The organism is Lysinibacillus sp. RC46 (assembly GCF_041262385.1).
Taxonomy (GTDB): Bacteria; Bacillota; Bacilli; order Bacillales_A; family Planococcaceae; genus Lysinibacillus.
Window position 1 is genome coordinate 163,116 of sequence record NZ_JBGCCF010000007.1, and the last position, 26,207, is coordinate 189,322.

At 36.3% G+C, this 26,207-nt stretch carries 22 protein-coding genes and 2 riboswitches; of the genes, 14 read left to right on the plus strand and 8 right to left on the minus strand.

Annotated features, from left to right (window positions below; translation table 11 throughout):
* Positions 1-63: 63 nt before the first annotated feature.
* Complete coding sequence (locus ABH966_RS08885) at positions 64-810, minus strand: glucosaminidase domain-containing protein (RefSeq protein ID WP_370077601.1); 747 nt, start codon at positions 808-810, stop codon at positions 64-66.
* Positions 811-1,123: 313 nt separating this feature from the next.
* On the opposite strand from ABH966_RS08885, the gene ABH966_RS08890 reads away from it, so the two are divergent.
* From ABH966_RS08890 to ABH966_RS08930, 9 genes are all read left to right on the plus strand, one after another.
* Entirely contained in the window at positions 1,124-2,182 is a 1,059-nt protein-coding gene (locus tag ABH966_RS08890; RefSeq protein WP_370077603.1) for an AAA family ATPase, read from the plus strand.
* A 3-nt stretch (positions 2,183-2,185) separates the two neighbouring features.
* The gene (locus ABH966_RS08895; protein WP_370077605.1) at positions 2,186-3,985 is read left to right on the plus strand and encodes a DUF2201 family putative metallopeptidase; all 1,800 of its coding nucleotides are present in this window, start codon (positions 2,186-2,188) and stop codon (positions 3,983-3,985) included.
* A 225-nt stretch (positions 3,986-4,210) separates the two neighbouring features.
* Entirely contained in the window at positions 4,211-5,170 is a 960-nt protein-coding gene (locus ABH966_RS08900) for an ABC transporter ATP-binding protein (protein WP_370077607.1), read from the plus strand.
* Positions 5,163-6,677 (plus strand): ABC transporter permease/substrate-binding protein, encoded by a 1,515-nt coding sequence (locus ABH966_RS08905; RefSeq protein WP_370077609.1) that lies wholly within the window; start codon positions 5,163-5,165, stop codon positions 6,675-6,677. The genes ABH966_RS08900 and ABH966_RS08905 overlap by 8 nt, the downstream gene beginning before the upstream one ends.
* 333 nt (positions 6,678-7,010) lie before the next feature.
* Positions 7,011-7,541 carry a TetR/AcrR family transcriptional regulator gene (locus ABH966_RS08910; protein ID WP_370077611.1) on the plus strand — a complete coding sequence of 177 codons (531 nt, stop codon included), beginning with the start codon at positions 7,011-7,013 and terminating at the stop codon, positions 7,539-7,541.
* A gap of 5 nt (positions 7,542-7,546) precedes the next feature.
* Positions 7,547-7,873, plus strand: coding sequence for a DMT family transporter (locus ABH966_RS08915; protein WP_370077613.1), 327 nt, complete (start codon positions 7,547-7,549; stop codon positions 7,871-7,873).
* A 17-nt stretch (positions 7,874-7,890) separates the two neighbouring features.
* A complete protein-coding gene (locus ABH966_RS08920) occupies positions 7,891-8,226 on the plus strand; it encodes a DMT family transporter (RefSeq protein WP_370077615.1) in 336 nt (111 codons plus the stop codon).
* Positions 8,227-8,412: 186 nt separating this feature from the next.
* Entirely contained in the window at positions 8,413-8,844 is a 432-nt protein-coding gene (locus tag ABH966_RS08925) for a hypothetical protein (RefSeq protein WP_370077617.1), read from the plus strand.
* Positions 8,845-8,955: 111 nt separating this feature from the next.
* On the plus strand, positions 8,956-11,238 hold the full coding sequence (locus ABH966_RS08930) for a YheC/YheD family protein (protein WP_370077619.1): 2,283 nt from the start codon (positions 8,956-8,958) through the stop codon (positions 11,236-11,238).
* A 94-nt stretch (positions 11,239-11,332) separates the two neighbouring features.
* Here the strand turns inward: ABH966_RS08930 and ABH966_RS08935 are convergent, their stop codons facing one another.
* Entirely contained in the window at positions 11,333-12,538 is a 1,206-nt protein-coding gene (locus ABH966_RS08935) for an ATP-grasp domain-containing protein (protein ID WP_370077686.1), read from the minus strand.
* A 149-nt stretch (positions 12,539-12,687) separates the two neighbouring features.
* Between ABH966_RS08935 and ABH966_RS08940 the strand changes: the two genes are divergently transcribed.
* Both ABH966_RS08940 and ABH966_RS08945 read left to right on the plus strand, forming a co-directional pair.
* Positions 12,688-14,082, plus strand: a complete 1,395-nt coding sequence (locus tag ABH966_RS08940) for a UDP-N-acetylmuramoyl-tripeptide--D-alanyl-D-alanine ligase (RefSeq protein WP_370077621.1) — start codon at positions 12,688-12,690, stop codon at positions 14,080-14,082.
* Between the two features lie 132 nt (positions 14,083-14,214).
* Positions 14,215-15,603 carry a UDP-N-acetylmuramoyl-tripeptide--D-alanyl-D-alanine ligase gene (locus tag ABH966_RS08945; RefSeq protein ID WP_370077623.1) on the plus strand — a complete coding sequence of 463 codons (1,389 nt, stop codon included), beginning with the start codon at positions 14,215-14,217 and terminating at the stop codon, positions 15,601-15,603.
* 55 nt (positions 15,604-15,658) lie between these two features.
* Here the strand turns inward: ABH966_RS08945 and ABH966_RS08950 are convergent, their stop codons facing one another.
* The 4 genes from ABH966_RS08950 to ABH966_RS08965 form a co-directional block, all read right to left on the minus strand.
* Positions 15,659-17,020, minus strand: a complete 1,362-nt coding sequence (locus ABH966_RS08950; RefSeq protein WP_370077625.1) for a C40 family peptidase — start codon at positions 17,018-17,020, stop codon at positions 15,659-15,661.
* A gap of 381 nt (positions 17,021-17,401) precedes the next feature.
* Positions 17,402-17,764: a VOC family protein gene (locus ABH966_RS08955; RefSeq protein ID WP_370077627.1), complete on the minus strand. Its 363-nt coding sequence runs from the start codon at positions 17,762-17,764 to the stop codon at positions 17,402-17,404.
* Between the two features lie 59 nt (positions 17,765-17,823).
* Positions 17,824-18,222, minus strand: coding sequence for a DUF5367 domain-containing protein (locus tag ABH966_RS08960; RefSeq protein WP_370077629.1), 399 nt, complete (start codon positions 18,220-18,222; stop codon positions 17,824-17,826).
* A 12-nt stretch (positions 18,223-18,234) separates the two neighbouring features.
* Positions 18,235-18,810: a TetR/AcrR family transcriptional regulator gene (locus ABH966_RS08965; RefSeq protein WP_370077631.1), complete on the minus strand. Its 576-nt coding sequence runs from the start codon at positions 18,808-18,810 to the stop codon at positions 18,235-18,237.
* Positions 18,811-19,016: 206 nt separating this feature from the next.
* A riboswitch (cobalamin riboswitch) is annotated at positions 19,017-19,195 on the plus strand.
* 186 nt (positions 19,196-19,381) lie between these two features.
* On the opposite strand from ABH966_RS08965, the gene metE reads away from it, so the two are divergent.
* From metE to ABH966_RS08980, 3 genes are all read left to right on the plus strand, one after another.
* Complete coding sequence (gene metE, locus ABH966_RS08970) at positions 19,382-21,676, plus strand: 5-methyltetrahydropteroyltriglutamate--homocysteine S-methyltransferase (protein ID WP_370077633.1); 2,295 nt, start codon at positions 19,382-19,384, stop codon at positions 21,674-21,676.
* 197 nt (positions 21,677-21,873) lie between these two features.
* A riboswitch (cobalamin riboswitch) is annotated at positions 21,874-22,064 on the plus strand.
* A 214-nt stretch (positions 22,065-22,278) separates the two neighbouring features.
* Complete coding sequence (locus tag ABH966_RS08975) at positions 22,279-22,461, plus strand: hypothetical protein (RefSeq protein ID WP_370077635.1); 183 nt, start codon at positions 22,279-22,281, stop codon at positions 22,459-22,461.
* Between the two features lie 615 nt (positions 22,462-23,076).
* Positions 23,077-24,435, plus strand: coding sequence for a PepSY-associated TM helix domain-containing protein (locus ABH966_RS08980; protein WP_370077637.1), 1,359 nt, complete (start codon positions 23,077-23,079; stop codon positions 24,433-24,435).
* A 48-nt stretch (positions 24,436-24,483) separates the two neighbouring features.
* On the opposite strand, the gene ABH966_RS08985 is transcribed toward ABH966_RS08980, so the two are convergent.
* Positions 24,484-25,089 (minus strand): response regulator transcription factor, encoded by a 606-nt coding sequence (locus tag ABH966_RS08985; RefSeq protein WP_370077639.1) that lies wholly within the window; start codon positions 25,087-25,089, stop codon positions 24,484-24,486.
* Positions 25,086-26,063 carry a sensor histidine kinase gene (locus tag ABH966_RS08990; protein ID WP_370077641.1) on the minus strand — a complete coding sequence of 326 codons (978 nt, stop codon included), beginning with the start codon at positions 26,061-26,063 and terminating at the stop codon, positions 25,086-25,088. The genes ABH966_RS08985 and ABH966_RS08990 overlap by 4 nt, the downstream gene beginning before the upstream one ends.
* Positions 26,064-26,207: the final 144 nt, after the last annotated feature.

Here is a 26,207-nt window from a genome sequence, read left to right on the forward strand (position 1 = left end):
TTTGAGATGAATCGGGAAATAAAAAAATCTCCATGTCAAATTTATACATGGAGATTTTTTGCATTAATATTTATAAATATTTAATTGTTGACCGGCTTCAAGTCTATCAGATCGAAGCTGATTCCATTGTTTAATGGATGTAACTTTAACATTATGAGCCTCTGCAATATGCATAAGAGAGTCACCGTCAGCTACGGTAATTGTTTTTTTATCTTTGACTGGACTGTCATACTGTTGTAAATCATACTTTGCTATCACGGCATTAAGCTTTTCATTGTATTGTGAATCTGTTGCATAGGAGCCTGTTAAAAACTTCGTAGCATCTGTATAGGACTTTGCATTGCTTTTAAAAACTCCTGCATAGAAATTTTTGTTCCAGGAAACCCCATTACGCATTAATTTCACATAATCTTGTATGGAAGCTTCATAGGAAGGGTATTTACGAAATGCAGCCATCACCCTCGTCATATTACCTGAACCATCATCCTCAGATGTTTCCAATGTTACGGAGTTATTTTGGTAACTGCCTTTCATACCAAATAAATTGTTATTTGGAGCGGATCCAAGGCCACTTTGTCCATGCTCACTTTCTAACACCGCTTGCGCAATGATAACCGATGCATACAAGTCATTATCGGAACCTTGTTTCCGAGCAATTTCAGCAATAGAGCCAATAAACTCTTCTACACTAGGACTATTATCGACAACTACAGGCTCGTCAGTTTCATGAGTATTGAAAAATTGTGTCACCATAAAAAACGAAATACAGATAACAATAACAGTAATCAGAAGACCTTTGAAAAAATTCATGAAGTATTTCATTGTTCATTGATGTTGGTAGATTACCACATCTCCCTCCTTTCTTTTCAATAACGAGTTTCATATATTTCTCATTATACAGAGTCATAAATAGAAATAAAGACATGTATATTTTTTTTTCTTCATTCAGCAAATTTTTTGTAAGCATAGAGTACATCATTCATAGAACGAAAAAAGCTTTCGTTTTGTTCCTCGATTACCAGCTATTTTTGAAATGAGAAGAAGTTTACAATAGTTCCATGAAAAAATAAAAAATGATATTATTAACCTTTCATAAGCTATTAATCTCGAAAGGAAGTCTTTATTGAATACTATTTTTAACGTTACTCAAAAACAATTATACGATTTTTTATTAAATATCGCGCCGGTTAGACCAGTTTTTATTTGGGGAGCTCCAGGTATTGGAAAGTCAGCGATTGTAGAAAATTTTGCAGCAGAATTAGGCATGAATTGTGTTTCTTTATTAGGCAGTCAACTGGCGCCAGAAGATATTATTGGTGTGCCTCAAATAAAGGACGGTTACAGCGTATTTTGTCCACCAAAAATGATTGCACGCAATGAACCATTTTGTTTATTTTTAGATGAATTAAATGCTTGTTCACAAGAGGTTCAAAAAGCCTTTTATAGTTTGATTCATGATCGAAGAATCGGAGAATTTATACTACCAGAGGGAACAATTGTGATTGGTGCAGGAAACCGGGCACAAGATAGTGCCATCGTAAAGCCAATGTCATCAGCTTTAATCAACCGTATGGTTCACGTACAGCTAAGAGCATCTCATAAAGATTGGCTTGAATGGGCGTATGAACATGAAATTCATCCGTATGTCATCGAATATATTCAGATGCGCCCCGACCATTTATGGAGTGAGCCTCCTAAAACCGAGGAGCCCTTTTCAACACCGAGATCATGGCATATGCTCAGCGATTGCTTATATGCATATGGTAAGAGCCTACAAGAAAAAGATATTGAAATACTAGCAAGTAGTTGCCTTTCTCCACATGTTGCAGGTCAGTTTAAAGCATTTATTAAACAAGTTCAAAGTAAATACGATTTAGCCAAAATAATGAATGGTGAGTTGCGTTGGCCAGACCAACCTGAAGAAAGAGATCTGTTATATTTTATGGCCCAATCTTTCCGGGCACAGCTTATAAAGGAACTTCCAAAAGAAAATACAATGCTGAAGGGCAATCAAAGAGAACTGGCATTCCGTTCTAAGGATCTCATTAAAGAATTATCCTCAATAAGTCTAGAAATAGCTCAAATGGTTGTCTCTGAGCAAAAAGGTGAGGTATTACCTGCATGGTTTATGCTTGAGGTTATAAGAGATTTACCACGTTTAGTAGCTAAAAAGGGTGATTAGCAAATGGCGAAAAAAAAGAGTAAATCGAATATTGAACATAAAAATGAAAAGAATATTGCTCGAGGAAAAGCGATCGTAAGCGAGCATCCTTTATTTGAAGCATTATTTGAAGCTGTTTATGTTCAGTACAAAGAAATGCCATTAAAAGATTGGGCGTATGTAACAAGCTCTGGCAATATATATATTAATAATGAGAAAAATGGCCAGCCAAATGAATGGGCTTATGTTATAGCTCATTGCTTATTGCATTTAGGTTTAAACCATAAGCAACCAAAAGAACATCAGGAACTTTGGAATATTGCCTGTGATTGTTACATTACAAAATTTCTTGCAGAATTAAAATTTGGGCAGGCACCACGAGAAATGAATGAACCTATTTTTGATTCTTTCGCCAATGAAGAGAAATTGTATGAAAGATTTATAAGAGATGGGGTTCCAGAACATTTAAGGAACTATAGTACATCACCAGGAGAAGCTGATTTTTTTATTTCTCAGGAAAAAAAAGAATACTACTTTTATAGAGGGAATAGCAATTTCTCTGTATTATTTGCGGAAGGATTATCCAGAGCAGTTCAAAGTGCCATTCGAGTAGCAGGAGGGGTAGACAGCTCTCTTTCTGGCTCTGCCATTAAAACACAAGCAGAGAAGGCTAAAGCTTGGTTTATGAGCTCATATCCACTTTTTGGTGCGCTTGCTTCTGATTTTAACATTATTGACGATCCACTTGTCTGTACAAGAATGGATATTTCTGTTGCTGCCATTTCGGTTGATACAAAGGAAATTTATATTAATTCCTCGGTACCTATGACGGATGAAGAAATGAGATTTTTAATAGCCCACGAACTTCTTCATGCGGGTTTAAGCCATGCTACTCGAAGACAAGGGCGTGATCCCTATTTGTGGAATGTTGCTTGTGATTATGTCATCAATGGCTGGCTTATCGAAATGAAAATTGGAGACATGCCAGAAATTGGAGGATTATATGATCCAGAGCTAAAAGGGTTATCCACAGAATCTATCTACGATCGAATTGTGACGGACATCAGGATGTATAGAAAATTACGCACCTTTAGAGGGCAAGGGGCAGTGGATCTCATTGAAACAAAAAAAACAGACTTTTGGCAAGGGAAAGTGGGAATTGACCTTGATACCTTTTATAGAAGAGCCTTAAGTCAAGGATTAAGCTATCATATCTCTCAAGAACGAGGATATCTACCTCAAGGTTTAATTGAAGAAATTCGAAGTCTCTCCCAGCCGCCTATTGCATGGGATGTAGAGTTGGCGAAATGGTTTGATCGTATGTTTCAGCCTTTAGAAAAAATTAGGACCTACGCGCGTCCAAGTAGAAGACAAGCTTCAACACCTGATATTGCAAGGCCAAGATGGATTCAACAAAGTGGGGAAGAGGACGGGCGTACTTTTGCTGTAATCATTGATACTTCTGGTTCGATGGATCGTGTATTATTAGGAAAAGCACTAGGAACAATTGCGAGCTATAGCATTGCAAGAGATGTTCCGTTAGTACGAGTCATATTTTGCGATGCGATCGCCTATGATGCTGGATACTTGCCTCCTGAAGACCTTTTGACAAAAGTGAAAGTCAGAGGTAGAGGTGGAACCGTGTTACAGCCTGGAATACGGTTGATTGAAGAAGCACCTGATTTCCCGAAAAATGGCCCGATTCTTATCATTACGGATGGGGAATGTGATCGGTTATCTATTAAAAGAGAGCATGCATTTGTTATCCCTCAAGGTGCAAAACTTCCTTTTGTACCTAAAGGTGAGGTTTTTAGAATGAAATAAAATCTTAAATGAAAATCCATAATGATTTTAAAACAATCATTATGGATTTTTTTGAAAGAGGGGCTAGGTAGTTAATTGGCGGGAAGAGAGGCATACTGACGGGATAGACACCCCAGGAAAGCGCCCGGCCGGAACGGAAATCAACCACACATTATGGTGATGAGCCCTTTAGTTGGTGAATAATAATAAGTAAAATAATGTCTCTTTAAAAAAGGAGCTTATACAATGATAGCATTTGAAAATGTTACAAAAAAAAATGTAAATGATCAAGTCGCAGTAAAAGCTATTAATTTAGAGATCCATAAGGGAGAATTTTTTGTTCTTATTGGACCTAGTGGTTGTGGAAAAACAACATTATTAAAGATGATTAATCGATTAATTCACTTAACAGAAGGAACCATCCGAATTAATGGTAAAAGAATTAGTGATTACAATATTCATGAATTGCGATGGAATATCGGCTATGTCCTTCAACAAATTGCACTTTTCCCCCATATGACGATTGAAGAAAATATAGCTGTTGTACCTGAATTGAAGAAATGGAGTAAACCGCAAATTCAGCAACGAGTTCGTGAATTATTGGATATGGTTGGACTCGAACCAGATAAATATAGTCAGCGTAAGCCAACAGAGCTTTCTGGTGGTGAGCAACAAAGGGTCGGTGTTATTCGTGCATTAGCAGCTGATCCCGAAATCATTTTAATGGATGAGCCTTTTAGTGCTTTAGATCCGATTAGCCGCACGAAATTACAAGATGATCTTCTTGAGCTTCAGCAAACGATACAAAAAACAATCGTCTTTGTTTCGCATGATATGCAAGAGGCCTTAAAACTTGGTGATCGCATATGTGTCATGAAGGATGGAGAGATTGTACAGATTGGTACCCCACATGAAATCATACAAAATCCTGTTAATGATTTTGTTCGAGAATTTGTTGGGATAAAAGAGTATGGGACTTTCCGTATCCAGACTGTAATTGAACCAATTGCTGATGAGGTTCATCCAAGAAATCGAGAGAACACCATTTCTTCCGATGATTCTTTGCATACCATTCTTCAAAAACTAGCTCAATATGAATGTTTAGGTGTGGAAGAAAACGGTGAAATCATTGGCATTATCACGAGAGCAACCATGCTTCGGTATTTAGCACAGGATTCCTTAGAAAGAGGTAATTTAAATGGCTAATTTTTTTGATGTGTTTAGCGAACGTAAAGGCCAACTATGGGCATCTTTATTAGAGCATATTCAAATTTCATTCATTGCATTGTTTCTTGCGGTAGTGATTGCTATCCCTCTAGGAATCTATTTAACGAATAAAAAGAAAATAGCAGAAAGTATTATCGGTATTAGTGCAGTTTTGCAAACGATTCCTTCATTAGCGTTATTAGGATTATTGATCCCGTTGTTTGGTATCGGAAAGGTTCCTGCAATTATAGCTTTAGTTGTTTATGCACTTCTTCCGATTTTACGTAATACATTTACTGGGATAAATGAAGTAGATCCTTCTTTAAAGGAGGCGGCGATGGCGATGGGGATGAATACTCGAAAGAGATTAGTGAAAGTAGAATTACCTCTTGCTATGCCTGTTATCATGGCAGGGATTCGAACAGCTATGGTATTAATCGTCGGAACGGCAACTTTAGCGGCATTAATTGGAGCTGGGGGATTAGGGGATATCATTTTGCTTGGAATTGACCGAAATAATACCGCACTTATTATTTTAGGGGCTGTCCCTGCGGCGATTTTAGCATTAGTGTTCGATTTCTTACTAAAAAAACTAGAATCACTGTCGTTTAAAAAAACAATGACATCATTGAGCATTATTAGTGTAGTGGCATTAATAATGTTTTTCTTTCCGCTACTAAACTTCAAAGAGAAAGAAGAAATTGTCATTGCAGGTAAGCTTGGATCTGAGCCAGAGCTTCTTATTAATATGTATAAATTGCTTATTGAAAATGAAACAGACTTAAAGGTGCAATTAAAACCTGGACTTGGTAAAACTTCCTTTGTATTTAATGCCCTTAAATCTGGCAGTATCGATATCTATCCAGAATTTACTGGAACGGCAATTTCAGAGTTTTTAAAAGAGGAAGCCATCAACAATAATCAGGAAGATGTGTATCATCAGGCAGAAGAAGGCATGATGAATAAATTTGACATGGTGATGCTTAGTCCGATGAAATATAACAATACGTATGCATTGGCAGTATCAAAACAAATGGCTGATACTTATCATTTGCAAACAATTTCTGACATTAAGCCCATTCAAGAAATGATAAAAGCCGGTTTCACATTGGAATTTAATGATCGAGAAGATGGTTATTTGGGCATTCAAAAGCGTTATGGTATTACACTTTCTAACATAGCAACAATGGAGCCAAAGCTTAGATATCAAGCGATCGAATCAGGAAATATAGATTTATTAGATGCGTACTCGACGGATAGTGAAATACGTCAATATCATCTGCAAGTTTTAGCAGATGATCAGCAACTATTTCCACCTTATCAAGGAGCTCCTTTACTAAGGAAAGAGACGCTAGAGAAATATCCTGAGATTGAAACAGCTTTAAAGAAGCTGGCAAATCAAATAACAGATGATGAGATGCGCGAAATGAATTATCGAGTAAATGTAGAAGGCCAAAACATAGAAAAAGTGGCACGCGACTATTTAACAAAGGCAGGATTGTTGTAAGATGAAAATCATAGTACAAGTAGCTAGAAAAGAGATGCTTCCGCGGGCTTGACTTCAATATTCTCATCAATAGTATAAGAAGATAAACTGAGCCCCTTTTAGTATCAGGGCTTTCACGTGTGAGCAGTACGTTTTTCTAAGTTAAAGCGAGTGTAAGGTATTAGGCTCTCAACCTGGAAATAGTATAGAGGATGAAGAATAATTGAGACTCGAAAAGTAAATGCTAATCGGGTCTCGAAATTTTTTGACAATATAATTGACGATGTGAATTAAGAGTTATAAAATGAAAAAGACCGTCCAGACGGTTTTTTACTTTAAAAGGGGGGCAATTTTATGTCATCAAAAGCAGATTTAAAACGTTCACTTATTATCCAAACGGCGATCGATTATTTAAAGGACAATGATTTAAGTACTTTAACTTTAGATAAAATTGCCAGTAAGGCGAACATTAGCAAAGGTGGATTATTGTATCATTTTAATACGAAGGATGCGCTTCAAACAGCAATCGCTGAAACGATTTTGAACGAGGTTGTACAATCCTATGAACATTTAGCAAGCCTTGAGCAAGGGACAGGGGGTTTGACGAGAGCATTTATCTTAGCGTCTCAAAAAGATCTTGCGAATGGGGCATCCTTAAATATTGCGATTCAAATTATGCAAAATGACCATTCAGCTATCTCAACAGTTTATGACTGTTTACTTGACGAATTGTTCCAAGATGGTTTGGAGGATTCCGTTGTTCATCTGATTCGGTTAACGATTGATGGACTGTATTATTCGAAACTATTAAATATTGCACCGATTTCGGCTAAGGCAGCAGACGGTGTCTTTGAACAATTAATGCACGTGACAAGGAAGGACTAACATACATGAGTGTTTTTGGTTTTTTATTCATTTCAATTATCTCAGAAGTTTTTGCAAGCTCGATGCTGAAACTTACAAATGGCTTTAAACGACTATTCCCTTCAATTGGTGTAGTGGTTGGATATGGAACGGCTTTTTATTTCTTTTCTCTAACATTACAATCTTTAGCAATTGGCACTGCTTACGCGATATGGGCAGGAATAGGAACGGCGCTAACGGCGATCATCGGTGTAGTCTTGTATAAGGAATTACTCAATCTAAAAAAAATGATGGGTATTCTCTTAATTATTGTCGGTGTGGTTATGCTTAACCTTGCTGGTAGCGGACATTAAGGGGGGGATTTGTAAAAATGAAGGGTTATTTATTTTTAGCGTTATCCATTGTCAGCGAGGTAATTGCAACAACGATGCTTAAGTTTTCAGAAGCATTTACAATTCTGGGACCATCCATAGCTGTCGCAGTAGGATATGGCATTTCGTTTTATTCATTGTCCCTATGCTTAAAAACGTTACCATTAAGTCTTGCATACGCCATTTGGTCTGGCGTAGGTACAGCATTAACAGTTATTGTCGGTATCGTTGTATGGGGAGATATTTTTAATCTTTACTCTGCGATCGGAATTACTATGATTATTGGTGGGGTTATTCTGCTAAATCAGGGAGACCATCATAATGCGACAACATAATATTAATAAAAAGAAAACGTCCCAAATAAAATGGACGTTTTCTTTTTTTGTAGAATCCTTGCTTCTTTTACGAAAAAAGTCGTCATATTCCTAAGTGCTACATATTATAGCGAGAAGGTGTTAAATATGTTTGGAATTGTTTCAATGTTTATGGATAGCTCATTAAGACTTAGGAGGGCTGGGGAAATGAATAATGAAAACAAAAAAAACCATTTTCTATGTGAAGCGCTCTACGACATAAAAGCACTCCAGGATGTGATAAAGGATTTTCATTCTAAATATTTTGGTCAGCTGCTTGTGAAAATAGTGGGAAGCGATACGATTCCCTTTTTTTTATTAACACACAACGGTACTCACTTAAGGCTTATGGATACTGTAAAGCAGTTTGAAACAGAGTTTTTTCGCATAGAGGCTATTGATAGAGAACGGTGTCGTGGAACTGTTTCGCTTTTGCGAGGCTATGATTATGAAGGGCATGATACGAATTTGATGGCTGAGGTTGTCCGATTAGAGCGAACATCCTCAGAAAAATCCATTGATTTAAGTGGTATTTCTGCGATTCAGTTATTAAAGCCTGACATGTTAAAAGGGAAATTTATCATTGAGCCCAAATGGTGATTAAATTTTTAACTATTAAAATAACATAAAAATTAGAGCATCTGTCTAGGTGCACGTTGTAGTCATTGAATTTATTAGAGAGAGAATCCTATGAAGGGAAGAGATTAATGGATGACAATTATAGGAATGTTGCATCATCGGCTAGATCCTAGAACTGTTCTTAAGTCATATGCATTTGCGGCCGTTGCACAAGCAGAAGGAGCTCAATTTTTTTACTTTACACCAAAAAGCGTTGACTTTGATAAACGTTCCATTAGAGGAAAGGTATATGAAAATGGTGATTGGCATGAAAAAATGATGCCCTTTCCGGATGTTATATACAATGCAGGAAGTCCAGAAAAATTATCTGTATCAAAGGACATTATTGAGAAATTGAAAAAGGAAATACCTTTTACAACTCATTCTATAGGTAATAAATGGAATGTTATGAAGCGACTTAAAGAAGCAAAGGAATTTGATAAGTATTTAATTCCATCTGAGGTTGTTGAAAATGTTGATTTACTGCATAAATTTATGGCTTTTTATAAAAAAGTCGTATTTAAACCGATAGATGGCCGGAAGGGAAAAGGGATTTATTTTATTTCAAAAGTAGGAAGAACTAACTTTGAGGTAAAGAAGGATAGGGAAACTACTTTCTGTACACAGTCACAGCTAGATGAGTTAATTAGAGGTCAACTTTCTACAGGCATCTTTATCGTGCAGCCCTATATTCAATCAAAAACAAAATCAGGTCAAATTTATGATTTTCGTCTACATGTTCAAAAAAACGGTGAGGGTGAATGGGTTATAACGACGGTTTATCCGCGAATTGCACCAAATGGCTCGATTATACCGAATATTAACAATGGTGGTTTTACGAATTATTTAGATCCTTTTTTAGAGCAGGAATTTAAAGAAGATGCTTATGATATTCGACGTATGTTAGAGCATTTTTCCTTGTCATTGGCTCGCCATTTAGATGAAATTCAGATGGCGCAATTTGGAGAAGTTATTGATGAAATTGGCATTGATGTAGGCTTAGATGAACAAAGAAAAATTTGGATGTATGAAGTGAACTGGCGACCAGGTTGTCCTCCTGCTTTTTATTTAGAATTAGATGTGGTCATCAATACTATAAGGTATGCAATGTACCTTGCTAAGAATCAGAAGCAAATTAAAAGGGAAATTAGGCAATATAGGAAAGATAGGGATTCGTCCGAAGAAAGGGATTTAGTAGAAGAAAAGGCTTTACCAGTAGAAAAAATTTTAGCAGAAGAAAAGGCTTCACCAGAAGTAAAAGCTCTACCAGAAGAAAAAATTTTAGCAAAAGAAAAGGCTTTACCCATCATTGCGATTACCGGCAGTGCTGGAAAAACGACATCAAAAGCATTCCTAGCCTCCATTTTATCGGTAAAATGGAACATCTTTGAGTCAAAAGATTATTGGAATACAACAGAGCATACGAAAAAACATAAAGAAGAAATTAATGCTTCACATGAGGCTGTTGTGCTTGAGTACGGGATGGCTTATCCAGGTATCATTACAAATCACTGTAGCATTATTCAACCAAATATTAGTATTATCACAAATATCGGTTTAGCTCATGTGGGCAACTTTGATGGAGATATTAAAGGAGTGGCCAAGGCAAAATCGGAATTAATACATGGCATGGACCAAAACGGTTTATTAATCCTGAATAAGGACGATGATAATTCTAAGTATTTAGAGACTCAGCAGTTTAAAGGAAAAATCTTAACAGTAGGTATTCATAGCACAGCGAACTATCAAGCTTATGATATTCAATATAAAGACATAGGTATGTCCTTTAAAATAAAGCTACATGGACAGGAAATTGCCATGTATATCCCAATTTTAGGAGAACATCATGTTTATAATGCGCTAAATGCAGTTGCGGTTGCAGATTATTTAGGGTTTAGTCCAGCAGATATTAAAGCAGGGCTAAATTTCAAAAAACCACCTAGACGATTAACGATTTATAACTGTCGTGATGATATTACGGTTATTGATGATACCGTTCACTCTCATCCGCAGGGCGTACGTGCTGCTATTGATGTTCTGACAAATATAGCGAAGAAACGTAAAATTGCTATTATTGGTCAAATGCGAGAATTAGGGGATTTGAGAGAAGAGGAATATCGTAAATTGGGCGAATACATTTACGAGCAAGACATAGATTTATTCATCACTTATGGTTTTAGAACGGAGGAAATGGGAGCAGCAGCGAAGGCAATAGGGATGGATCCTTCTAAAGTTTATCATTTCTTGAATAAGGATGAATTGCATGCACTCTTAGAGAAAGTGATACAACCTCACGACACTATTTTAGTAAAGGGTGCTAGTAAAACGAATATGTTTGATACGGTTAAATTTTTAGATCAAAAATTTCAAGAATAAATAAAAAAGCCCGAGTAATTGACCTTTTGAAGGAAACAATTATTCGGGATATTTTTTTGCTAAAGAGATCATCGTATGAGAGCATTTTCAAAATCTAAGATACTTTTAGAATGAACTTTATTTCTTTTGCGGCGTTAATGGCTTTATTTTTAGCTTCCGCTAATGTTGCGCCTTCCGCAATTACATATGCATAACGATGTCCCATCGATAAAGGGGGGGTCAACAATGTCCCTCTTTTCGGCTTCACATATACATCCACAACTCCTGGTGAATTCGTTGCTCTATTTCTTCCAATAACTTTTTCTAAAATCCCTTTACTTTCAACAATGACGTATTTTGTATAGACAAACTTTCGATGCTTTGGATTGATATCGGGGCGCTCACCTAAAAATAATTTAAGTGTTTCTTCCACTAAATTAAATCCAAAAGCGGCGTGAAGCATAGTATTCATTGCTCCCCCTGAGATTCGTGGGTTAATCTCAATAAGCTTCCAGCCATTCTTTGTTAAACGAAGCTCTAAATGCAGTGCACCATTTTCGATGTTAAACGCTGTAACAATAGATTGGAGAACTTCCTCAAGACCAGCTTGAATTTCTTTTGGAGCTTTAACGAGAACACCATAACCAGTAATGATAAAACGTTTACCTTGAGTAATTTCTTGTTCAATAATACCGATGATATTAGCTTGCCGTTTATAGACAAGTGCTTCTACTAAATATTGCGGACCTTCGATATATTCTTCAATCATTATGGTTTCACGAGGATTTTTGCTTCGCAGATGGCTCAGGTGTTTCTTCAGTTGGTCTGAGTCGTTTGCTAACAAAACATCTTTAGAGCCTGTTGATTTTGGAGATTTCACAATAAGTGGAAATGCCAAGTTATTAGAGAAGGACTCATTTGGCTTGAGAAGAAAAAATTTAGGAGAATAAGGTTGGTTCTTTAAAAAGTTTCTAGTTTTTTCTTTATCCTCCATCATTTCAATAGCTGTTGAAGACGTATAGTTGACACAAAATTCATCACATAAAATTGAGGCAATATGGACAAAAGGATCGACAAAACTAACAATAGATTTTATTTCTAACCCAGTTTTAGTTAAATTATAAATTTCTTCTTTCATGTCTTCTATATTCGAAGTATCAATAAGAATCATTTTATGAATATCTGGGTAGGCTTTTCTCTGCTGTAACTGCTTGTCGTTGTTTGTAAAAAGGACTGTAAAATAACCTAATTTTTCTGCTGCTATTGTTGCTTCACGACTTGACCCGGATTTGTTAGTGCCGATAAATATTATTGTTTTCAGGTATATCACTCCTTCTATTGTTCGTTAGATACTTTATCAACTATATATATATGCGAAGAAATAGATTTCCTCTAGTTATGTATCTCGCATACATCCAAGCAACTTTTAAGAAGCTACATATACTAGAGTGGAAAGGAGGGGAAAATAATATGAAGCCTCTTACGGTGCAGAATTTAACAGTCATTACTGCAGGCCATTTAGTGCAAGGGTCGGGGGAAGTGTTGATTCAACATGGCGCTTATCGACTGAAGCAAGTGAAAAAACCAAATACCGCCCTTTTTACAAATAAGCGTATTGTGAACTGGAAAGATTATGAGTCACTTTATCCTATAGTGGTTGTAACCGATAGATTATACAGTCAAAATGAATTACCTGAGCAAATAATTATCATTAAAGTAGAAGATACAGATGAGGCCTATTGGGAGTTCGTAAATTTTTATCGCAATCAATTTAATATCCCTGTTGTAGCCATTACTGGTACTTCTGGTAAATCGACGACGAAGGAAATGATCAAACATATACTTTCTGCAGAAAAAAATGTAGCATCCACGCCACTTAGTAGTAATTCTAGAACTGCTTCTTTGCAATATTTACTGAATATTGATGATCATACCGACGCAGCCGTTTATGAAACAGCTGTTGGTTCACCGGGGGACATCAAACTTGCGGGGCAATATTTCAAGCCGACTATTGGGATTATTACAAATATAGGAGCACATCATTTAAATTATTGTAAAACTTTAGAGGGGTATATCCAAGCAAAGGGTGAAATGTTGGACATTATTAGTCCTACAGGCTCCTTAATCCTGAATGCTGATGATAGCAACTCAAGTAAAATAGATTTATCAAAGTTTCAAGGACGCATTATTAAAGTAGGTAAGCATGAATCCTGTGATTTTCAAGCAAGAGATATTCGCTACCACAAAAATGGTATGCTGTTCAATGTTCATCACAAGAAGAAACTCTATGAAATCTATGTACCAGGTTTTGGCGAGCATCAAGTATATAATGCGCTCACTGCGATTGCAGCTATTTGTGAAATGGGTTTGCCGATTTCTTTAGCAGCTGAACAACTGCCATCATTCCGAAAATTGAATAAGCAGCTTCAGGTATTTAAAGGCATTAATAATTCCATATTACTAGATGATACATGGAATATTACGACTACTTCTTTGGAGGCAGGATTAAAAGTTTTGAAAGCGCTCGGAGAAGGCAAGAAAACGATTGCCGTTATTGGGACGATAACAGATTTAGGGTCTTGGGGATATATCATTCACGAACAAGCGGGAGAATTAATTAGTGAAATTGGGGTCGATGTACTTATTACGATAGGGGAACATGCAAGTATTATGGCGCTTCATGCCATTGAGGCAGGAATGAGTTCACCTGTGTATATTTTTAAAAATAGTACACGCGTCTATAAATTGTTAGAAGATATTGTAGATGAAAATACGGTTCTTTTCATTAAAGGAGATATGTATAGTAAAGAAGTTTCTAAGTTGGCAGATGATTTAAAAATAAAAAAATCATCTACTTCCGAATAGATTTCACCTAAATAAATGTTATTTTTCATCATTTACTAGAATGAGCATATTTATAGTCAATTGCTTGAAATGCATAAACTATGATATTCATTTATTCAGAAATATACTTTATAGAAAGGGGGCGTAGTTAACTTGCAACATATAAGTGTGAGCGATATAAGAAAATTATTACAAGGAGAATTATTAAGCGGTTCTGAACACTGGTCTGTTAAACATGCAATTTATTATAACCGACATGATCTGACTCAAAATCATACACTTATGTTTGTTAGTAAAAGTGATCAAATTAACTGGCAAGAAATAGATCGAAAGGGACCATCTCTAGTCATTTCTGATAAATCTTCAGAGGAATTGAAAAATGCGCTGAAGAATACGGCCGTTATACGCGTCAAAAGTATTTTGCATGCCTATTGGAAATTCATGGGGCATTACAGAAATCTATTTCAAATACCAGTCGTTGCTTTAACCGGAACATGTGGTAAAACGACAACGAAAGAAATGATTAAACACATAGCTAGTAAGGAATGGAATGTTCAAGCATCTGTCAGCAGTAAAAATGAGCCACGGCAATCCTTACCGTACTTGACTGGAATCGATCAGAATACAAAAGCAGCTATCTTTGAATTAGGATTGGGGAATATAGGGAATATTAAACACCAATGTATGATCTATCAGCCTACGATTGGTATTATTACGAATATTGGTGTCCATCATTTAGATGGATGCAATAATCTTGATGGTTATATCAAAGCAAAGGCAGAAATTGTAGAAGGAATAAGAAAAGATGGCACGTTAATCATTAATGGTGATGATGAAAACATTAAAAAAATCCCCCTAAATAAATTTAAAGGAAAGATTATTACCTTTGGCGTCAACGAAAAGGCAGATTATCAAGCTACGAATATACAATTCACAAAAGGCGGCATGAAATTTGTACTAAAAGTGTCAAATAACAAATACAATTTATTTGTTCCAGGATACGGAGAACACCAGGTATATAATGCATTAGCGGCTATAGCTGCCATAAAGGAAATGGGACTTTCCATGGCTGTCGCAATTTCGCAATTAAAAACGTTCAAAGCGATGGCAAGACACTTAGAATTTTCTACGGGCATAGGTGAATGTACTATCGTAGATGATACTTGGACAAATAACCCGACTTCTGTTGAAGCGGCACTAAAGGTTTTAGATACTATAGGAAAAGGGAAGAAAGTAATTCTTATTTTAGGTGATATTAAGAGGTTAGGAAATTTCGAAGAAAAATATCATCGAGAGATTGGCACAATGGTCGCGAAAAGAAATGTTGATACGCTTATTACTATTGGCAATAGAGCAGAAAATATTGCGAATCAAGCGTTGAAGGAAGGCACCAAGGCAGATGTTCATATGTTTAAAGATGTTACAGGCGTTTTAGATGTACTACAGCATAAGCTCGATAATGAAACCATTGTACTTATTAAAGGTCCAATGTCTAGCAAATCTATGATAGAATTTGCGAATCAGTTAAAAAATAAAAAATAAGCTAGAAAAAGAAGTATTCTCAATAGAAGAATACTTCTTTTTCTTTGTATTTATATTATAAAACACGACGAGCTGTTACATAGTTTTGATTTGCCCATGTTGAAGTTAGGCTTTGTTTTACAACATTATTAGATGTCATACTAATAAACTGATTATTACCAAGATAGATGCCTGTTTGTGTAATATCTTTTCCTCCATTGTTAGTAGAGAAGAAGATCAGATCTCCTTTTTGTAACTGTGCTTTTTCCACTTTAGTCCCAACTAATGCTTGTCTACTTGCTAATTTATCTTTTAAATCAATCCCATGCTGTTTAAAAACATAGTAAGTAAATCCTGCGCTCGTAAACGTAAGTGAGCTTTCGTCATACGAATAACCAAACTTTGCTTTACTACTCAAATTTGAGGCAGTAGAGATGATTTTATCAGCAGAAGTAGAAGGCGTGCTAGGGGCTGGATTTGGAGCCGGAGCTGCAGTTGAGTTATCTGACGTAACACGTTTTGCAGTAATATAATGCTCTTTATAATAGTCAACGAACAGTACTCTTGTCGTAATACCACTTGAACTTGGAATCATTATTCGTTGGTCCCCAGCATAAATGGCTACAAGTGAAGGTGTTTGAGAGCCAGCGACACTATTAAAGAAAATTAAATCACCTTTCTTTAAATTAGCACGTGAAACCGTCGATCCCAGATTCATTTGTTCCTTTAAGGTTGTAGTACCAAGGTTTACGCCACTCTTACGATAAACATATTCTACAAACCCAGGCCCGGTAAAACGTAGACTCTGCTCACTAATTGTTGTACCCATAGTTACTTTATCTTTATAGTTATAAGCGTTTTCAACGATTTTATCGCCTTTCGTTGCAGGATTAGCTGAGAGTAATGTAGGTAAAACTCTGCGGGCACCTACATAATTATCTGTATAATATGGCTTACTATTTAAATCAGAAATAACAATATTCTGTTGGGAATCAGCCATGTGAATCATTTTATTGTCCCCGATATACATACCAACGTGGTCAGGGTCTGTCCCAGTTTTTTTACTCTTAAAGAATAGTAAATCACCTTTTTGTAATTGATTTCTATTAACAGCTGTTCCTTGCTGTATCATATAATCTTCATTATAAGTTGCAAGGTCAACACCATTTTTCTCGAAAATGTACATAATAAATGATGCGCAAGAGAATTTATAAGGATATGTAGCCTTGTATTCTGTATTACTATATGTCGCCTTACCAATTAAGCTTTTTCCAGCTTGAATTAGTTGATCCGCTTTCGTATTAACTGCTTGTGAGTTATTCAGGGCATTTGTTGTTGCAGCCTCTACTTCTATAGGTTGAACAGTTGGTTGTACCATCCCCACTGTGCTAAAACCTATCGTCAATGCTAATGTTGTTGATAAAAATCGTTTATTCATGTTGTTATTTCCTCCTGAAGCTATTGTTAGGATTAATCCTGATTTGGTTTGTCACTGGAATTAATCGTAGCATGAAAAAGTAGGGCTTCTTTGAGGTAATTGTTACCACGGTGGATGGGAAATTGCTGTAAACACCTGATATAAAAGGCTTCATCGCCTTAATTTACAGTTGTATTACAAATGTTTCAGTTGGCTGAAGTGTTTTTTAGTATCGAAAGAAGGAGGATGTCGATAAAATTCAGAAGTTGGGTGATAAAACGTGAAAGTTAGTCGATAAAATTCAAAAGTTGGGCGATAAAATGTAAAAGTACCCCGGCAAAATTAAAAAGTTGGAAGACATGCCAGTTGAATAGAAAATAATTTCTATTCAACTGTTTTCTTTTAGAATTCTTGAATCATCTCCACTCTATTACCGAATGGATCTCTAAATTCAAAGCGTTCAAAATGAGGAATAGGAACTGAGTCGAAAATTTCTATATGATGTTCGGCTAGTACCTTCTTCCAATGTTCGATATTTTCAACTTGATAGGCAATATGAGCCTTCGTCGTTAATCTATCAAAGCCATCCTCTGTACCTACATGTACCGCTCTATTGCCGACCTGTAACCAAAATCCACCTCGTCCTTTCAGCGAATCAGGCTTTTCAATTTCTTTTAGTCCTAATACTTGACAGTAAAAATGTCTTCCTTTTTCTTCTTCACCTTTTGGTATTGTTATTTGAACGTGATGTAAGCCTATAATCATTTTTTCTCCTCCTTTAATTCTAATCATTACTTACTTCTAGGATAATAATGTAAAATCCTTTAATTTGATGAATGAATAGTATTCTTTTTCACGAATGAAGCATTTGTAAAACCAGTAATGAGAATTAGGGAGTAAGCCCATAATAGCCATGAGGCGAAATATCGATCTAAGTCAGCCGATAAATTCGGGAAAATATTGTCGAAAACTAACAATACGACTGCATCAATGAGCATTCCAGGTAATACGATACAAATAGCAGCCAGTAACCGTTCTGTACCTTTTGTCTTTTTCAAAGAATAAATAGGTATTGTCGCTATCCAAACGATTGGAATAGCTAAAATGTAAGTAGCTATCATGAGGAAAGGTTCTTCAAGGGTAAAAAAGTAATGCCCTACAAATCGAAATACGGCACTTGCTACAAGCCAAATCCCAAAACCCCAGCATAAAAAGAATCGCATAGTTTTCCTCCTCTAATTATTTTCTAGACGATGCAATGTCTGAAGGATTTTTTCTAATTGCTGATAGAAGACATCTACATCGAAATCGTCCCTCATCATCACTTGTAAGGCTAAGCCATCAATAAGGGCGTTGAAAAAAATGCTCCAAGTTTCCATCGACACGCCATCAATTGGTGATGTATCCCATAATTTATTTAAAATGTTACATAAATGTTCATTTTCAGCCGCTAAAATTTGTCCAATTTGCTGTCTAATAGTTGGGTTCGTAAAGCCGAAAACAGTTAAGGTGAAAAATAATTTATGATAAAACGCATCATTTTCATATCGACTTTTTGCAGAGAGAAGTGCAGATTGAATCATTTCTCGATCAGTCATCAGAATCTCATTCCAGGAATTTTCACAGATGTCTTGGACAATTTCTAGAATGATTTGCTCTTTTGATTTGAAATGATAATAAATAGTTCCTTGTGTCACCCCAGCTTGCTCAGCAACAGCCTTTAAGGTGAATTTCTCAATCCCTTTTTCTACTAAACTTTGCTTGGCAGCCATTAATAAATCTGACTTTTCAATACCAGTAGGTTTTGCCATTTGTTTACACCTCCTTTGTTATTAGTTAGTTGGATAACTAACTATAAAATAACAGAATATCCCACTATTTACAAGTTTATTTTGGTAGCGGGGCTGCTAGTCTTCGATGATTCCATATGTTTGGAATAACAGCAGTATGAAGAATCGAACAAATCTGAAAATAAATCTACTTTTCAGAAAAATATATGTTATAGTAAAACATAATTAAATATTGTGTAAGAGTTGGTGCCGAATGAAAGTTTGGCTTAAAAGGGAAGTCGGTGTAAATCCGACGCTGTCCCGCAACTGTAAATCGGAGCAAATCACAATTGCCACTGGGAAACTGGGAAGGCTGTGAGGCGTGTTGATGAGAAGCCAGGAGACCTGCCAATATCTAGTACACACCAAATACCTACGTGGAAATAGGTGGTGAGATGTGACCATATCGGCCCTGTGCGACAATAAATCATGCGATATTTTGAAAGAATTTCGTATTGTTTCTTGATAGCTAATTTTGATATGCAATGACAGCCATTTTCCAAAAAAAAGGAGGGTGGCTTTTTTTTTATTTTGATTGATAGGAGAGATAAACATGACGTATACAAGTACTACAGTTGGTTATCCGTATATCGGAGAAGATCGTGAATGGAAAAAGGCTTTAGAGGCATTTTGGAAAAAGGAGCTTTCAGAGGATGAATTTTTACAGCATTTAAAGGATATTCGCCTAGCTCGAATAAACAAGCAGATTCGTCTCGGCATAGACATGATAACTGTCGGAGATTTCACACTCTATGACAGAATGTTGGATACGGCAATGATGTTTGGCTTAGTTCCAAAGCGCTTTGATTGGCAGGGAGACAAAGTTGATTTACAAACTTACTATGGGGTAGCTCGTGGTAGTAAAAAAGCCGTGGCTAGTGAAATGACAAAATGGTTTAATACAAACTATCATTATATTGTGCCAGAATATGAGGGACAACCTTTACAATTGACAGAAAATAAAATATTGGCAGACTTTTTAGAGGCTAAGGAAGCGTTTGGTATTACAGCAAAACCTACATTGATTGGCCCATATACATTTTGTAAATTAACAAAAGGCTATGACAAACTATCGCAGATTACATTTATTTTAGCATTACTACCACTTTATACGCAGGTCTTAAAGGAGTTAGTGGATGCTGGTGTAGAGTGGATTCAATTAGAGGAGCCTGCTCTTGCCACAACACTAGATGAAGCGGAGGTTAAACTTGTTCAAGAAATTTATAGACAATTAATTGCATCAGTACCCGAGGTTAACATTATGCTACAAACATATTTTGAGTCATTATCGGCATACGAGTCAATTGTGACACTTCCGGTTCAAGGAATTGGGTTAGACTTTGTGCATGGCTATGGCGAAAATATGGAGGCATTACGTCAATTTGGCTTCCCACAAGATAAAGTATTAGCGGCCGGTATTATAAATGGACGAGATATTTGGCGCTCCAATCTAGCAGAGGCTAGCTCAACTATTAAAGCTATTGAACAGCTAAGTGGTGCTAAAGAAATATGGATTCAATCTTCGTGTAACTTACAGCATGTTCCAATTACAACTACTCTCGAAACAAAGCTCGATCCAGTTCTAAAAAATGCCCTTTCTTTTGCAGATGAAAAATTAGTTGAAATCAATGAAATAACAAAATACTTACAAGGCACAGGAAGCCCCTCAAATCAAAAAACATCTGAAAGTATGAAGGCGATTGAAGCGTTGAAAAATCACCCGGCTCGTCAAAATAGAAGTATTCAACAAGCCATTAAAGCAGTGTCAGCACAAGATTTTGAACGCCAGAGTGAATTTAAAACACGTCAAAAGGTTCAACAACAAGCCTTGCAATTACCGCTGTTCCCAACTACAACAATTGGGAGCTTTCCGCAATCAGACGAAGTCAAACGTACACGAAGTGCATGGCGAAAGAAACAACTATCTGATGAGGATTATGCAGCGTTTGTCGAACAAGAGACAAAACGTTGGATCACTATTCAAGAGGAATTAGATATCGACGTTTTGGTACACGGTGAATTTGAGCGCACAGATATGGTTGAATATTTCGGGGAAAAACTTACTGGTTTTGCATTTACGGAGAAAGCATGGGTTGTATCATATGGCTCTCGCTGTGTGAAGCCACCAATTATTTATGGTGACGTTGCATGGGAAGCACCGATGACAGTTAAAGAAACAGCCTATGCCCAAAGCCAAACGAATCGTTATGTAAAGGGAATGCTCACAGGTCCTGTGACAATTTTAAATTGGTCCTTTGTCCGGGATGATATTTCACGGGAGGATGTATCCTATCAAATTGCTTTGGCACTTCGAAAAGAGGTAGAAGCACTAGAAGCTGCGGGTATTTCTATTATTCAGGTTGATGAACCAGCATTACGAGAGGGCTTGCCACTGTGTGAAGAAAATTGGGGAGCTTACTTAGAGTGGACGGTGAATGCTTTTAAACTTGCTACATCTAGTGTGAAGGATCAAACACAAATTCATACACATATGTGCTATTGTGAGTTTAATGATTTTATCGAGCCAATTAGTGCATTGGATGCTGATGTTATTTCAATTGAAACGTCACGTAGCCATGGCGAGCTGATTTCTTCTCTGCAAGTCAATCCGTATGAAAAAGGAATTGGGCTAGGCGTTTATGATATTCATAGTCCACGTGTACCGAGCGAAGAAGAGATGCTGAGTATTATGCAGGATAGCTTACAGGTTTTATCAAAAAATCAATTTTGGGTGAATCCTGACTGTGGTTTAAAAACAAGGAAGGAAACAGAAACAGTTGCAGCACTGGCACATATGGTAGCTGCGGCAAAAACTCTCCGTCAACAAGTCCAACAGTCCATACATTAAATAGAAACTTGACTTCTTTTTAAGAGGTCAGGTTTTTCTTTTTATTCGACAGAAATTTTTATAGAAAAAGTGAAGTGACAGCTACTGAAAAAATTTAAGCGAAGGTAGCGTGGTCCAAGCGATGGATAGACTAGTCAAACAGATGCTTAGATGGTGAAGTACTCGATTATACAAGATACTATGGTATAATAATATAAACGGAATAATAAGATAGAGGTACAAATCGGAATTCCGATTTGTTTAAAAGGGAAGATCGGTGTAAATCCGGCGCTGTCCCGCAACTGTAAATGTGAGCACGTTTCAAAAGACCACTGTTACGCATTGTAATGGGAAGGTGAAAAGTGTGATGAACATAAGCCAGGAGACCTGCCTTTATCTAGTACAACCAAAAAACCTACGAGGATAGGGGGTGTTGAGTGTGACTAGAGAAATTCTCCTGCATGCTCATAGTACGATGATTGCTAAGAAGGTAGCTTCTATTACCAATAGAAAGCTTTTTTCACCGTGTCAATCACCGTATTATGTCGTGTATTTGTCATAGTAGGCATCTTCCTGATGAAGGAAAGATGTTTTTTTATGCTAAAATTGAAGGAGTGTTACACATGAATCCACAAGTAATCGAGTATTATGAAAGTTTATTAAAATTTGAAGTCATGGAAACGCAATATACAAGTACTTCTCAAACATTAAAGGACACAGTTGAACAGTATGTAGAACAAGATGCTGTCCATGAAAATGATATTTTAACAGCTTATACGAATGTAATGAAAGAGCTAGTTGGATAAAGTGAAACTTTAATCAGTGGGACGTATTATCCCCACTGATTATTAGTCTTCACCAATCGGGCTTTTACGGGCAGTTAATCCCGCACCAAACTTCTTTGCATTGCTAATTTAAGATTTGGTATTTTTTACCTGAAGTCGCGCTTTCGGAATAGATAAATTACTGCCCGTTAAAGCGGGATAAAGTGAAACTTTAATCAGTGGGACGTATTATCCCCACTGATTATTAGTCTTCACCAATCGGGCTTTTACGGGCAGTTAATCCCGCACCAAACATCTTCTCTTTGCTAATTTAAGGTTTTAAATCTTTTACCTGAAGCCACGCTTTCGGAACAGATAAATTACTGCCCGTTAAAGCGGGATAAAGTGAAACTTTAATCAGTGGGGCGTATTATCCCCACTGATTATTAGTCTTCACCAAAGTTAAAAGGCTACTTAATGTTCACCTCTTTATGGGGACATTATGTAGCCTTTTTCTATAAAAACAAGCTTTTAATCTAATTATCTCAATAGGAATACATATATTTGTCATAAAAAAAACTCTGGGACTTCATACTTATTTCACTTTTTAACTATATAATAATTTTGCGCTTATTATTATAGATTGGAGAATTAGACATGAAGAACACGCTTTATCAGAGCTTTTGGCGAACGCACTTTTATGCCGCGTTATTTATTACTCCACTTCTTATTTCACTAACATTAAGTGGTATAGGTTTTTTATTTTATACCAATGTTGAAAATCAGTTATATGATAAATACTTTTTTGGTGAAAGTGGAAAAACCGAGATACAATCTATCGATGATGCTGTTAAACTTGCAGAAGAATCATATGCTGGCTATAAAACAAATAAAATTATTGAGTTAGAAGAGCCATACAATACTCGTTTATCGATGAAGAATGCAGATGGCAAAGAGAAATATGTGTTTTTAGATGATCATAACCAAATTATCGGTGGTCAAGATGCTGATTACACATTTGCAAATATTATGAGAAATGCCCATAGTTCCTTATTTATTGGGGGAACGGTTGTCAATTATTTAGTAGAATTAGCTGCGTGCTGGGCTATTTTTTTACTACTTTCAGGCATTTACATGACGTTTAAAGCAAAACTACTAAAGAAAACAAAGCAGACGAACAAACGTCAAAAGAGTAGAAAATTCCATGCTCTTGTTGGGACAATTATTACAATTCCAATGCTTGTTATTATTTTCACAGGTTTACCATGGTCTGCGTTTATGGGGAAATATATTTATCAAGCTTCACAAGATCATCCTTCTTTCGGCACGCCATTATTGCAGCAGCAGCCGCCTACATCTGATGTTAGTGAGATTCCTTGGGCTACTCGTCAAGAAACCCCTCCATCGTCAGATTCAGGACATGCAGCACATCATGGTATGGGGGCTAATATGGGCTATGTTGCTAACCCTAACCAACTAAGTGTGGAAAAGCTAGAACATGAAATTGATGCAATGAATATATCAAAACCTTACGCTATTATTTATCCTACTAGTGAAGACGGTGTCTATACAGTTGCAAAATCTAGTAACACTGGTGTCACAGGTCTTGATGTTAGTCCATATGATGAAACGACAATGTATTTCGATCAATATAGCGGAAAATTTATAGACAAGGTTGGATATGAGGACTATGGCATTCTTGCCAAATGGTTCACATGGGGAATTCCTTTACATGAAGGTCATTTGTTTGGCTGGCCAAATAAATTAATAAATTTACTAGTATGTCTAGCATTTTTAGTAGTTATAGTTTGGGGAGTTAGAACATGGCTACTACGAAAGAAACAAGGTATGCTATCTGCACCACCTAAAATCTCTCAAAAGGTATCCATTCCTTTTATCATTTTCATGATTATTTTAGGTATACTGATGCCACTATTTGGGCTTTCCTTAATTGCTGTCGTACTCGTTGAAATAATTATAAATTTAGTGTCTAAAAATAAAAAAGTAGTTGATTAAAATGCTAAGCGATACTGTATCAAGGAATATAGTATCGCTTTTCTTGTTCTAAAGCCACCCTTTATCACTGGCGACTTGAACAGCTTGTTGTCTAGATTCAACATGGAGCTTTTGAATAGAGGTTGATAAATAGTTTCGGATAGTGCCTTTCGTTAAAAATAACTTTTTACTAATCTCATTTGTTGTGAGTCCTTCTTTTACAAGTTGCAGAACAGCAATTTCGCGTTCATTTAATGGATTCTGTTCTTTCATAAATAACGTTGCAGCTAGATCTCTACTAACTACTTTTTCACCATTCATCACTTTTCTTATTGTTTCAATTAAATAGTCGATCGGCTCATCTTTTAATAAATAACCTTGTACCTCACAATCCATCGCTTTTTGTAAATAGCCAGGGCGTGCAAAGGTAGTGACAATCATCACCTTGCACGGTAAATTTGCCTGTCTTATTTTTTCAGCAAGTTCAAGACCAGTAAGATTCGGCATTTCAATGTCCAATACACAAACATCGGGTAGCTCTTGTTGAATATATTCCCACGCTGTTTGACCATCTGAAACTTCCGCGATCACTTTTATATCAGGCTCAAACGACAACAAGGAAGTCATGGCGCCACGTAACATTTGTTGATCCTCAGCTAGTAATACTCTTATCATGAAGTTGGCTCCTTTTTATAGTGTTGGTTAGGCAGTGTTAAGGTCACAATCGTTCCGCCTGTCGGTAAGTTGCCAATGGAAGCATTTCCTTGAAGGGCATTCATTCTTTCTTTCATCGATGAAAGTCCATTCCCATGCCCTTGGATATGTAAGCCGACACCATCGTCAACAACGTTTATCTTTAAAATTCCATTAATATAGTTGATATCTATTTGGCATTTTTTTGCTTGACTATGTTTAATAATATTTGTAGCTGCTTCCCGAAGACATAAGGACAGCATCGTTTCCTCCACACTAGCTAGTAGCAGCTTTGGACAGTTATTTTTTATTTTTATGGAAATATCCGCTGTTTGTAAATGCTGCTTACAATGTATAAGTTCACTTTCTAACGAAATAAAATTCATATCGGAGACTAATTCTCTTACTTGCTTTAGTGCTGTTCGTGCTGTTGCTAAAATATCATTTAGCTCATCTTTAACACGCATTGTATCTTTATCGACTAATTTTGATGTTAGTTCGGTTTTTATTTTAATCATTGTCAATGTATGACCAAGCGTATCGTGGAGGTCTCTCGCAATACGTTGTCTTTCTTCTTGCTGAACAAGCTGGGTATTTACCTCTGTTAATTTTGATTGTAATTTTTTTGATTTTTCTACGTAGTAAATTAGCATTGGAAACAGTAGCTGAATGATCATAATAGGTATTATTGCTTGGGATTGTAATTTGAAAGATGCTCCTGATTCAAACCAAATAACTATTAAAAACATAAAGGCAATCGCAATCATTCCAATAGCAATATGCCATTTCTTTTTAGCTCTCCCAATTAAATCAGCAAAAATAAATCCAAAAACTAACATAGAAGAACCTTCATAAATACCCAATATGATAATAAGCGTAAAGCCTAGTAAAGAAGCTAACAGTAAACGCCAATCTTTAAACCATAAAGCAATATAGAAGGCTACTAAAAATAACATAAGGATAATTATTTTAGCCATTAACGGTATTGGAGAATTCGAACTCAATACCATTGTAAATAAAAAAACAAGCGATACAACATCGATAATTAAATAGTACTTTACCTGGTCTCTTGGATAAATCTTTATAGTTCACACCAACCC

Excerpts from the sequence above, each read along its gene's own strand:
- ABH966_RS08885 (WP_370077601.1), bottom strand. The coding sequence starts at position 810 with ATGAATTTTTTCAAAGGTCTTCTGATTACTGTTATTGTTATCTGTATT.
- ABH966_RS08895 (WP_370077605.1), top strand. The coding sequence starts at position 2,186 with ATGGCGAAAAAAAAGAGTAAATCGAATATTGAACATAAAAATGAAAAG.
- ABH966_RS08900 (WP_370077607.1), top strand. The coding sequence starts at position 4,211 with ATGATAGCATTTGAAAATGTTACAAAAAAAAATGTAAATGATCAAGTC.
- ABH966_RS08905 (WP_370077609.1), top strand. The coding sequence starts at position 5,163 with ATGGCTAATTTTTTTGATGTGTTTAGCGAACGTAAAGGCCAACTATGG.
- ABH966_RS08910 (WP_370077611.1), top strand. The coding sequence starts at position 7,011 with ATGTCATCAAAAGCAGATTTAAAACGTTCACTTATTATCCAAACGGCG.
- ABH966_RS08915 (WP_370077613.1), top strand. The coding sequence starts at position 7,547 with ATGAGTGTTTTTGGTTTTTTATTCATTTCAATTATCTCAGAAGTTTTT.
- ABH966_RS08920 (WP_370077615.1), top strand. The coding sequence starts at position 7,891 with ATGAAGGGTTATTTATTTTTAGCGTTATCCATTGTCAGCGAGGTAATT.
- ABH966_RS08925 (WP_370077617.1), top strand. The coding sequence starts at position 8,413 with ATGAATAATGAAAACAAAAAAAACCATTTTCTATGTGAAGCGCTCTAC.
- ABH966_RS08930 (WP_370077619.1), top strand. The coding sequence starts at position 8,956 with ATGACAATTATAGGAATGTTGCATCATCGGCTAGATCCTAGAACTGTT.
- ABH966_RS08940 (WP_370077621.1), top strand. The coding sequence starts at position 12,688 with ATGAAGCCTCTTACGGTGCAGAATTTAACAGTCATTACTGCAGGCCAT.
- ABH966_RS08950 (WP_370077625.1), bottom strand. The coding sequence starts at position 17,020 with ATGAATAAACGATTTTTATCAACAACATTAGCATTGACGATAGGTTTT.
- ABH966_RS08955 (WP_370077627.1), bottom strand. The coding sequence starts at position 17,764 with ATGATTATAGGCTTACATCACGTTCAAATAACAATACCAAAAGGTGAA.
- ABH966_RS08960 (WP_370077629.1), bottom strand. The coding sequence starts at position 18,222 with ATGCGATTCTTTTTATGCTGGGGTTTTGGGATTTGGCTTGTAGCAAGT.
- ABH966_RS08965 (WP_370077631.1), bottom strand. The coding sequence starts at position 18,810 with ATGGCAAAACCTACTGGTATTGAAAAGTCAGATTTATTAATGGCTGCC.
- metE (WP_370077633.1), top strand. The coding sequence starts at position 19,382 with ATGACGTATACAAGTACTACAGTTGGTTATCCGTATATCGGAGAAGAT.
- ABH966_RS08975 (WP_370077635.1), top strand. The coding sequence starts at position 22,279 with ATGAATCCACAAGTAATCGAGTATTATGAAAGTTTATTAAAATTTGAA.
- ABH966_RS08980 (WP_370077637.1), top strand. The coding sequence starts at position 23,077 with ATGAAGAACACGCTTTATCAGAGCTTTTGGCGAACGCACTTTTATGCC.
- ABH966_RS08985 (WP_370077639.1), bottom strand. The coding sequence starts at position 25,089 with ATGATAAGAGTATTACTAGCTGAGGATCAACAAATGTTACGTGGCGCC.
- ABH966_RS08990 (WP_370077641.1), bottom strand. The coding sequence starts at position 26,063 with ATGTTATTTTTAGTAGCCTTCTATATTGCTTTATGGTTTAAAGATTGG.